This is a genomic window from Brevibacterium aurantiacum, from assembly GCF_007558825.1.
GTDB lineage: Bacteria > Actinomycetota > Actinomycetes > Actinomycetales > Brevibacteriaceae > Brevibacterium > Brevibacterium aurantiacum_A.
Genome location: NZ_VLTK01000031.1, coordinates 1 through 9,005 on the forward strand (window position 1 = coordinate 1; position 9,005 = coordinate 9,005).

Below are 9,005 nucleotides of genomic sequence, written 5' to 3' on the forward strand. Positions count from 1 at the left end.
CGACCAGGCGTGTGAAGGCGAGGTGGGCCAGGGCGGCGGCCAAACCAGGGTCGAGGGAGGACACTGCCCTCCGTCCCGTAACGGCTGGTCGCTCCTGCTCGAAGAATGGGAATTTTTCGACCAGGAGTTACCGACCGTTCGCCACCATGCCATCGAGCCATGGGCACTCCATCGCAATGCCCATGGCTCGGAGCCAAGTGACCCGCCCTTCCGTCCTCGTATTCAGGATCCGCAGCATCACCATCTCGTCCACGCCATCCGATACTCGTTGCATGGCAGATACTGGAGGTTCACTACACAGAGTTCTGATCAGTCACCCTGAAATATCGGCCCAGATGCGGTTCCGTTGACCGCGAAACCTCTCGTTCGAGTGCATCCTTGACCCAAGCATGCATGCAACATACGATCTAAAGCATGCATACAGACCCTACTGGTCCAGCGCCGACACTCCTGGAACGGCTTCGCGCGAAGATCACACGCGGCGACCTCGAGCCCGGGAGCCCGCTCTCCGAGGTCTCACTTGCTCATGAGTTCGACGTCTCCAGAACTCCCATTCGAGAGGTCCTCAAGCAACTGCAGCTTGAGGGCCTCATTGAGATTCGCCCGAAAGTCGGCACCTTCATCCGAGAGCCGACTCGCCGGGAGATCGTCGAGATGTTTCAGCTCAAAGAAGTTCTTGAAGGATTAGCGGCAGCCCTTATGGCTCGAAGGGGGCCCTGTCACCAGCTCGATGTGCTCGAAGACAACGTCGCTGCTTCAGAGGTGACATCGCGGGCCGGAGATACAGACACTTATGCCAATCAGGTGCAGGGATTTCATCAGACGCTCGTCGATGGGGCCGACAACAACAAGCTCGTCGAACAATACGGTCGGCTGATGAACCAGCTGTCGTTTTACACACTGGTGCGCAAGACCCTGGATCACCCCGGTCGCGCGGTCAACTCAAGCGGCGAACATCGCCAAGTGCTCACCATGATCCAGAACAAGGACCCCTTCGGCGCGGAGACTACGATGAGATCTCACGTGTTCGCCTCGACCCAGGAACTGCTGGTCCCCCGCACTCGCACGACTCTATCCATCGACCGGGAACCCTGAGAACAACCGCGATAATCAATCACCGCTGAAGACGGGCCTCAGACTCCTATTGAATCTGAGACCCGCCTTCTTTCACATCCCGGCTGGTCTGACGCAACCCTGCTGATCGACGGCTCGATGTGCCCAGCCTCCGGGACCGGGCGACTCGACGACGTATCAGCGGAAGTTGGGGACGACCTCGTCGATGAAGAGCTGCAGTGAGGCCTTCTTCTCTTCGTGAGTCAGTGCGTTGTCGGACCAGAAGCTGTATTCGTCGTAGCCGAGGTCCTCATAGTGGCGGATCCGCTTGGTGACCTCATCAGGGGTACCGATCATCGCAGACTTGTGCAACGCTTCGAGCTCGAACTCGGGGCGATCAGCGAAGTTCTCCTCCGGAGTCGGATCGAGGAAACCGTTCTCGTGATCCTTCTTCCCGAATGCCCAAGAGGAGAAGGTGCGGTAGTACTTGTTGACGCCGGCCGCGCCGACCTTCCAGCCTTCCGGATCCTGAGGGGAGTGAAGGTAGGTGTGCCGCAGGACCATGATCTCGGGGCGTTTCTCGACCTCCGGGTGCGCGGCGATCGCAGTGTTGAACTTCTCCATCAGGTCCTCGACCTCACGGTCGTCCTTCATCAGCGGTGTGACCTGGACGTTGCATCCGTTCGCGACGGCGAAATCATGAGTCTCCGGACTCCGCGCGGCCAACCAGATCGGCGGAGTCGGCTGCTGGATCGGTTTGGGTACCGCCGTCGAGAGCGGGAACTGCCAGTGCTTGCCCTCGTGAGCGTAATCGCCCTGGAGCAGCTTCTGGACGGCCGGAACCAGCTCTCGCAGGTACTCCCCGCCATCTGCTGCGGCCATGCCGTCGGCCAGGCGGTTGAACTCGAACTGGTAGGCACCGCGAGCGATTCCCACCTCGGCGCGTCCGCCGCTGATGACATCGAGCAGTGCGATTTCTCCGGCGGCGCGGAGCGGATGCCAGAACGGAGCGATGATCGTTCCGGATCCGAGCCTGATCGTCGAGGTCTGGGAGGCCAGGTATGCCAGCTGCGGCATCGGACTCGGAGAGGAGACGAACTCCATGGAGTGGTGCTCGCCGATCCACACCGTCCCGAATCCGCCGGCTTCAGCTAGCTTCACCAGCTCGACGAGGTTCTTCCAATGCTGTTCCGGACTGATCGAGTCGTCCCAGCGTTCCATGTGCAGGAAGAGTGAAAAGCGCATGATGTGCTCCTTTGATCTCAAGCGTTCTTGCTGTGTGTTCCCTATTTCGTGGCTTCGCGTTCGCCGATTGTCGTGTTCGTGCGCGACCAGAGGTCCTTCTCCACTTCGCGCACGATCACAGTGATGTTCTCTGCTGCGGCTCCGGTGGTCTTTTCGGCCACCCGGTGCACTCCTGCGATGAGGTCACGCAGCTGCTGCGGATCTCGGCCCTTGGCGATTGAGATGTCGATGAGAGGCATGTCAGCCGGTCACCGCCCCAGAATGAACGGGTCTGCCATGGCGCCTTCGTCGGTATTGATCCAGACGCTCTTGAGCCTCGTGTACTCGTGCATCGACTCGATTCCGTGTTCGATGCCGACTCCCGAGTTCTTGAATCCCTGACGCGGTGACATCGGAGACATCGCCCGGTACATGTTGATCCACACGGTGCCTGCGTCGATGCTCTGCGACATCCGCATCGCCCGCTGAAGGTTCGAAGTCCAGACGCCCGCAGCCAAACCGTAGTCTGTGTCGTTGGCCAGGCCCAGTACTTCGTCTTCGGTGTCAAAGGGCATAATCGCGGCAACTGGCCCGAAGATCTCCTCACGGCAGATCCGCATATCGTTTGTCGTATCCGTGAGCACCGTCGGCTGGAAGAAGTAGCCTGGGAGGTCAACCTCGGGACGCTGCCCGCCGTAGGCGATGCTGCCTCCTTCGGACACTCCGATGTCGACGTAATCTGCGACCTTGTTCAGTTGGCTTTCGAATGCCAATGGGCCGAGCTCGGTCTTCGGATCCATCGGATCGCCGATGATGATCGACGATGCCCGCTGGGTGACCTTTTCGAGCAGTTCGTCGTAGACGCCCCGCTGAACGAAGACCCTGCTGCCGGCGATGCAGGTCTGACCGCCCGCTGCAAAGATGCCTGCGATGACGCCCATGGCGGCATTCGACACATTCGCATCATCGAAGACTATGTTCGGGCTCTTACCTCCCAGCTCGAGGGTGCAGCCGATGAATCGTGAGGCCGCGGCACCGGCGATCGCAGAACCCGTTCCAGTCGATCCGGTGAATGAGATCTTCGCGAGCTTCGGCGAATCCACGAGGGCCTGACCCGCCTCGGCGCCGAGTCCGGTGACGACGTTGACCGCGCCGTCGGGGAAGCCTGCCTCATGAGCGAGTTCGGCCAAGCGCAGAATCGTCCGTGATGTGTACTCACTCGGTTTGATGACGGCAGTGTTGCCGGCGGCCAGTGCCGGTGCCAATTTGGAGATCGTGAGAGTCATGGGCGAGTTCCACGGGGTGATGAGCCCGACGACGCCGAGAGCCTCTCGCTGGGTGAAGTTGATGACCTCAGGCGAGTTCGTCGGAATCTGCGAACCCTGGACCTTGTCGGCCAGGCCGCCATAGTAGTAGAGGTATTCGGGGAGGCCCTTGAGCTGTCCCTTCATCTCGCGCAGGAGTTTGCCGTTGTCTTCGCTCTCGAAGCGAGCAAGGTCGTCGGCGTTCTGCCCGATGAGATCGCCGAACCTGCGCAGCAGGTGACCTCGCTGTGTCGGTGTCGTTCTCCGCCACGCTGCCGACTCGAATGTCCGACGCGCGGCCTCGACGGCGTGATCGACGTCAACGACGGTCCCACGGGCGAACTCGTAGAGAGTTTCCAGCGTGGCCGGATTGGTACTGTCCAGGAATCCTCCATCGGCAGGAGCACTGTGGGCGCCTCCGATGAAGTGATCGAGTCTGAGAGTCACGGCTGATTCCTTTCTGGCTGGTGGAGGAGGTGGTCGAGATGGCCGACGAGCACCTCAGGATGGGTCACGGGCAGCATGTGCCGGGCCCCGGGGACGATGACGACTTTCGTGTCGGGAATCCGTGCCGCGATCCGGTGGCTCATCTCCGGGGTGGAACCGGGATCGGATTCTCCGGTCATCGCAAGGGTCGGGGCTGTAATTTCAGGCAGCCTGTCGGCGAGTTCCCTGTCGGCTGTAGCGAAGACGGCGTAGGCATGCGCATAGGAGGACGGATCGTTGGCCATGAGAACTGGGCGCGTCTCCTCCCGCTGGGCTTGCCAGTCGGCTACGTCATCGTCGGGGAACCAGCGCTGCAGAGCGGTTTCCATGCTGGCAGGCAGATCCCGGCGCGCGTTCTGCAGCCGGGTGGCCACAGCGACCGATTCGTCCTCGGTCCGAGCGCACACCGAACTCACGCAGGTGAGGGTGCGCACACGTTCGAGATGGTCGAGGGCGATCTGCTGGGCGATGAGCGATCCCAAGGAGAATCCAACGATGTGGACCGGCCCGGACGGCATCCGGGTCGCCACATCCGCAGCCATCTCTGTCACCGAGGTCGGCTCCTGCAGAGGTGGCCGAGTTCCATGTCCTGGAAGATCGAGCGCAACACTCGGAGACCTCAGCAGTCGTTCTACCCGTTGCCAAACGTTCCTGTCGAGTCCGACCCCATGGAGTAGGACGACGGGGACGTCATTGTCATCCCGCATGATTCGGCGCCCTACTTGTCGGCCGATAGCGGCGCGAGCCGCTGCTGCGGACGTCCGCCCGTCGACCCCGCGAGCGCAATGAGGATCTCATCGGCATGGGGTGCGTCGGCAACCCTCCATTCGAAGGTCTGGTGGTGCGAGCGGATCGTTGCGTCAGTGAAATGCTTGAGCGGAATGTCGAAGACCGCTCCCGCCTCGCCGCGTTTTTCGACGGCCGGAAGCAGGGTGGACGCCTGAGCAGCATCACGGAAGTGGTTGCCGAACTTCAGTGTGTGAATGAGCGCGGAGCCGTGCTCGATCTCACCGTTGAGGCCGATGATTGCAGCCTTGCCGTAGGCTTCGAGGCTGCCGCCGAGTGCTTCCATGACCCGGGGAGCAAGCTCAGCGCCGAGGGCGCTGGCGGTGGCGTCGATGCCTGGGTTGAGGTCCTCGACGAATCCCTGACCGCGCCAGGGGTTCTCGATCACTGCGGCAACTGCAGCGACGGTGATGACGGGGCTGGTCTCGCGGCCGCCTTCGGAGAGGATCTCTTCGACGACGGTGGTGAGTTTGCGGATCTTCATTTGACGAGTCCTTTCAGGATCTCTGTGGTGACTGTGCCATCGGTTCTGCGGTCGCCGATGCGGGCGAACGGCCGGGGGCCGGTCGAGGCGGCGGCGATCACGCAGATCTCATCGGCTCGCGGTGAGTCCGAGAGGTGGATGTCGATTGTCTGGTAATGGTCACGTGAGGTGGCGTGGGCTTTGTGCCACATCGGCACCCGAATCGACGACGATGGGCCCGATCGGCCGTCGGCGAAGCAGATGACCGAGGTGCCTTCGAGCATTTCGCGCAGGATATTGCCGAAATAGGGAGTGTGGATGAGTGCACCGGCATGTTCGATCTCGCCATCGACTCCGACCACTGCACCCTTGCCGAAAGCTTCGACATTCTCGGCGGATCCGAGAATCGACAGAAGTCGATCGGTCAGCACCTTCGCCAGCACCGGAGCGATCCTCTCGGTCGCCGGACCCAGATCACTGTGTGGATCGATGCTGTCGATCCATGGGTTCCTCAGCACGGCCACCGCGGCCGCCTGCTGCAGCGGTTCGCTGAGGCCGACACCAGCCTCAGCGAGGATCTCTTCGCGCTGAATGGTGATCGAACGGACACCAAGTCGCTGTGCCAGTTCATCGAAATTCGCCGGAAGCTCCTCGTGCTCGCCGAGGCGGCCGATACTCTCATCCTGCTCGCGTGCGGTCATCGTGCTCATCGTGTCAAAACTCCAGTCTGTTGCATACAAGAAATCTACTTGCATGCAAAGATGAAAGTCAATACCCCACAAAACTCCCGATAAATCACCGTTTCGAAAATCTATTGACTAATACATCACAGTGATTCTACGATCTCTAGTATGCAACAGAGCAAAGAAGCACGTCCTTACGACGACGTTAAGACGACCATCATCGGAACCTGGCGCGAAGCATGGGACATCGGAAAGACCGATGTTCTCGATTCACTCTTCACCGACGACTACGTGCGCGTCTCTGCGAACTCCGGCAAGGAGAGAAGTGTTGAGGAGACCAAGGCAGAGATCAGTGAAATCCGCGCAGCTTTCCCAGATCTCACCACCACGATCGACCGCATCCTTATCGAAGGCGATCAGGGAGCCATCTACTGGCACTCCACCGGCACCTTCACCCGGCCACTCAACGATGTCCCTCCCACCGGGCAGCAGGTGAAGACCCACGGTTCGAACCTCATCACCTTTGATCAGGGAGTCATCTGCCGGGAAGAGGTCACCTGGGATGCACACGCTCTGCTAGCCGACCTCGGACTCAAGTCCCTGTCCTCGGCATTCGAATCCCACGCAGGTGACGTGGTCACCGATGACTTCTCCGGCGAACCGTCTTCGGCATCGCTCAAGTCCTTCAACAGGCAGTTCATCACCGGGGTGACAGTCGTGACGACCACGGACGATGACGGAAAGCCTCGTGGCCTGGCGGTGAATTCCTACAATTCGATCTCACTCGACCCGCCGCTGGTCCTCGTCTGCGTGCAGAAGACGTCCTCGACCTACCCTGCACTCTTCCGCTCCTCCCACATGGGGATCAACATCATGAGCCGCAATCAGCGGGGGACCATCGGTACCTTCGCATCGAAGGCCACAGACAAATTCGCTGAGCTCGACTGGCATTCCGGACCCCATGGATCACCACTTATCGACGGTTCGGCAGCCTCAATCGAAGTCGAGATCAAGGAACGCTTCCAGGCCCTGACCCATACGATATTCGTCGGTCGGGTGCGCAGCGCGGAGGCCTCCGAGGACGAGCCGATGATCTACAAGGCCGGCAAGTTCTTTGACAGCCAGGACCTCTCCCCGCTCAGCTGAGCGATGCGCATAAGCCCGATTCACAACGAAGTGGAGTTCTCATGAACGACGATTCCGAGCAATACCCCGATGCGGATCGGGATGGCCCCCGCCACTCCTCGAGTGCCCGAGCACAGCTGCCAGGCCACGGCATGGAGTCCGAATCCGGTCCGACACCGGAGGTCGCCTACGCCGTCGCAATGAGACATCGCCCCGGTCGTGTCTTCTGGATCTCCATCGTCGGAGTCGCCGCATTCACTCTGTGGGGAGCCCTGTCGCCCGACGGCATGGCAACGGCTATGACCGCCGCAATGGACGTTGTCGCTGCGAAGGTCGGCTGGGTCTACCTGGTCCTCACTCTCGGTTGCATCGGACTCCTCCTCTATCTCGGGTTCGGCCGGTTCGGGCGGGTCCGCCTCGGCGCCGATGACGATCGACCGGAATTCAGCACCTGGGCGTGGCTGACCATGATTCTCTCCGCCGTGATGGGCATCGGACTCATCAGCTACGGTGTGGCTGAACCGATCAGCCATTTCACGACTCCACCGCACGGACTCGCCGACCCTGGCACCACCGAGGCAGCGGTACGCGCACTCCAGTTCTCCTACTTCGACTGGGGACCTCACGCCTGGGCGGTCTTCGGTGTGTTCGGCCTCGCCATCGCCTATTCGACCCATAGGCGAGGAAACACCGGACTGATCTCGCCCATGCTCAAGCCGGTCTTCGGCAAAGCCATGGACGGATGGCTGGGCAACCTCATCGACATTCTGGCGGTGATCGCCACTCTGTTCGGGACGACCACCTCGCTGGGGCTGGGTGCATCACAGATCACCGAGGGCCTCAACCGGGTCTTCGGGATTCCGAACGAATTGTTCGTTCAGATCATCATCATCTTGGGCATCACAGTCGTGTTCACCCTGTCTGCACTGTCGGGAGTCAACCGGGGCATCAAGTTCCTCAGCCAGACGACGGCAGTACTGTCGATCTTCCTCGGTCTCTTCGTTCTCGTCGTCGGTCCCACAGGCTTCATTGGAAATCTCTTCTTCCGCTCGACGGGCGAATACCTCAATGACTTCTTCAAGACCAGTCTCCTGACTCCACTGATGGCCGGCGACGTTGAGTGGTATCAGTACTGGACGTACTTCATGATGGCATGGTGGCTGAGCTGGGGTGCCTTCGTCGGCGTATTCCTCGCCAAGATATCCAAGGGTCGAACGATCCGCGGATTCGTCCTCGGCGTCATGGGTATCCCCAGCCTTGTCTTCTTCATCTGGTTCACGATCTTCGGCGGAACGGCGATCAAGATCGACATGGAGGGTGACGGCGGCATCGGCAAAGCCGCGGCCGCGGATGTGAATTCAGCGTTCTTTGAAACACTGGAACATCTTCCGATGGCTGGTCTTACTTCGGTGATTGCGATCATCCTCGTTGTCCTCTACTTCGTTTCAGGCGCTGACGCGAACACCTTCGTGCTCAGCATGCTCACCTCCCGCGGAACCCTTGAACCCAGCCGCTGGGTACTCACGGTATGGGGAGCGCTGACAGGAACGACGGCGATGGTCCTCTTCTTCGCCGGAGGGCTCGCGGCCCTGCAACAGGCGGCGATGCTATCAGCGCTGCCGTTCGCGGTCATCGTCGGCATCCTCGGGTTCTGCATCGTGAAGACTCTGCATGAGGATCACGACTTCGATGCCTATCGCAAGGTCAGGCGGAAGGATCTGGAAGAGCTGGAGGCCCGTGCCGAGGCCACCATCAAGAAGGAGATCTGACTAAAGACTGTTCCGACATCGGGCCCGCTGTACCGGCCGGGCCCTCCACCGCGTGCCGCCACCGCGTGCCGCCACCGCGTGCCGCCACGTCGAAAAACGGGTGCTGCGTCGA

Annotated in this window: 9 protein-coding genes; 3 read left to right on the forward strand and 6 right to left on the reverse strand. The window is 60.7% G+C overall.

Features of this window, described 5'->3' with window-relative positions; translation table 11 throughout:
• The first annotated feature begins 414 nt into the window (after positions 1-414).
• A complete protein-coding gene (locus FO013_RS21950; protein ID WP_143924693.1) occupies positions 415-1,095 on the forward strand; it encodes a GntR family transcriptional regulator in 681 nt (226 codons plus the stop codon).
• A 156-nt stretch (positions 1,096-1,251) separates the two neighbouring features.
• On the opposite strand, the gene FO013_RS21955 is transcribed toward FO013_RS21950, so the two are convergent.
• From FO013_RS21955 to FO013_RS21980, 6 genes are read right to left on the reverse strand one after another with little or no spacing between them, the layout of a single operon-like run.
• Positions 1,252-2,298, reverse strand: a complete 1,047-nt coding sequence (locus FO013_RS21955) for an LLM class flavin-dependent oxidoreductase (RefSeq protein ID WP_143924694.1) — start codon at positions 2,296-2,298, stop codon at positions 1,252-1,254.
• A 41-nt stretch (positions 2,299-2,339) separates the two neighbouring features.
• The gene (locus FO013_RS21960; RefSeq protein WP_143924695.1) at positions 2,340-2,537 is read right to left on the reverse strand and encodes a tautomerase family protein; all 198 of its coding nucleotides are present in this window, start codon (positions 2,535-2,537) and stop codon (positions 2,340-2,342) included.
• Between the two features lie 9 nt (positions 2,538-2,546).
• Positions 2,547-4,028 carry an aldehyde dehydrogenase gene (locus FO013_RS21965; RefSeq protein ID WP_143924696.1) on the reverse strand — a complete coding sequence of 494 codons (1,482 nt, stop codon included), beginning with the start codon at positions 4,026-4,028 and terminating at the stop codon, positions 2,547-2,549.
• The gene (locus tag FO013_RS21970) at positions 4,025-4,774 is read right to left on the reverse strand and encodes an alpha/beta fold hydrolase (RefSeq protein WP_143924697.1); all 750 of its coding nucleotides are present in this window, start codon (positions 4,772-4,774) and stop codon (positions 4,025-4,027) included. Before FO013_RS21970 ends, FO013_RS21965 begins: the two co-directional genes overlap by 4 nt.
• 11 nt (positions 4,775-4,785) lie before the next feature.
• The gene (locus FO013_RS21975; protein WP_143924698.1) at positions 4,786-5,337 is read right to left on the reverse strand and encodes an amino acid synthesis family protein; all 552 of its coding nucleotides are present in this window, start codon (positions 5,335-5,337) and stop codon (positions 4,786-4,788) included.
• Entirely contained in the window at positions 5,334-6,026 is a 693-nt protein-coding gene (locus FO013_RS21980; RefSeq protein ID WP_260848330.1) for an amino acid synthesis family protein, read from the reverse strand. The genes FO013_RS21975 and FO013_RS21980 overlap by 4 nt, the downstream gene beginning before the upstream one ends.
• 141 nt (positions 6,027-6,167) lie before the next feature.
• Here FO013_RS21980 and FO013_RS21985 point away from each other — a divergent pair, with 141 nt between their 5' ends.
• Together FO013_RS21985 and FO013_RS21990 are read left to right on the forward strand one after the other, a co-directional pair.
• A complete protein-coding gene (locus FO013_RS21985; RefSeq protein WP_143924699.1) occupies positions 6,168-7,145 on the forward strand; it encodes a flavin reductase in 978 nt (325 codons plus the stop codon).
• 41 nt (positions 7,146-7,186) lie between these two features.
• Positions 7,187-8,893 carry a BCCT family transporter gene (locus FO013_RS21990; RefSeq protein WP_143924700.1) on the forward strand — a complete coding sequence of 569 codons (1,707 nt, stop codon included), beginning with the start codon at positions 7,187-7,189 and terminating at the stop codon, positions 8,891-8,893.
• Positions 8,894-9,005: the final 112 nt, after the last annotated feature.

Excerpts from the sequence above, each read along its gene's own strand:
- FO013_RS21960 (WP_143924695.1), bottom strand. The coding sequence starts at position 2,537 with ATGCCTCTCATCGACATCTCAATCGCCAAGGGCCGAGATCCGCAGCAG.
- FO013_RS21980 (WP_260848330.1), bottom strand. The coding sequence starts at position 6,026 with ATGAGCACGATGACCGCACGCGAGCAGGATGAGAGTATCGGCCGCCTC.
- FO013_RS21990 (WP_143924700.1), top strand. The coding sequence starts at position 7,187 with ATGAACGACGATTCCGAGCAATACCCCGATGCGGATCGGGATGGCCCC.
- FO013_RS21950 (WP_143924693.1), top strand. The coding sequence starts at position 415 with ATGCATACAGACCCTACTGGTCCAGCGCCGACACTCCTGGAACGGCTT.
- FO013_RS21955 (WP_143924694.1), bottom strand. The coding sequence starts at position 2,298 with ATGCGCTTTTCACTCTTCCTGCACATGGAACGCTGGGACGACTCGATC.
- FO013_RS21975 (WP_143924698.1), bottom strand. The coding sequence starts at position 5,337 with ATGAAGATCCGCAAACTCACCACCGTCGTCGAAGAGATCCTCTCCGAA.
- FO013_RS21970 (WP_143924697.1), bottom strand. The coding sequence starts at position 4,774 with ATGCGGGATGACAATGACGTCCCCGTCGTCCTACTCCATGGGGTCGGA.
- FO013_RS21985 (WP_143924699.1), top strand. The coding sequence starts at position 6,168 with ATGCAACAGAGCAAAGAAGCACGTCCTTACGACGACGTTAAGACGACC.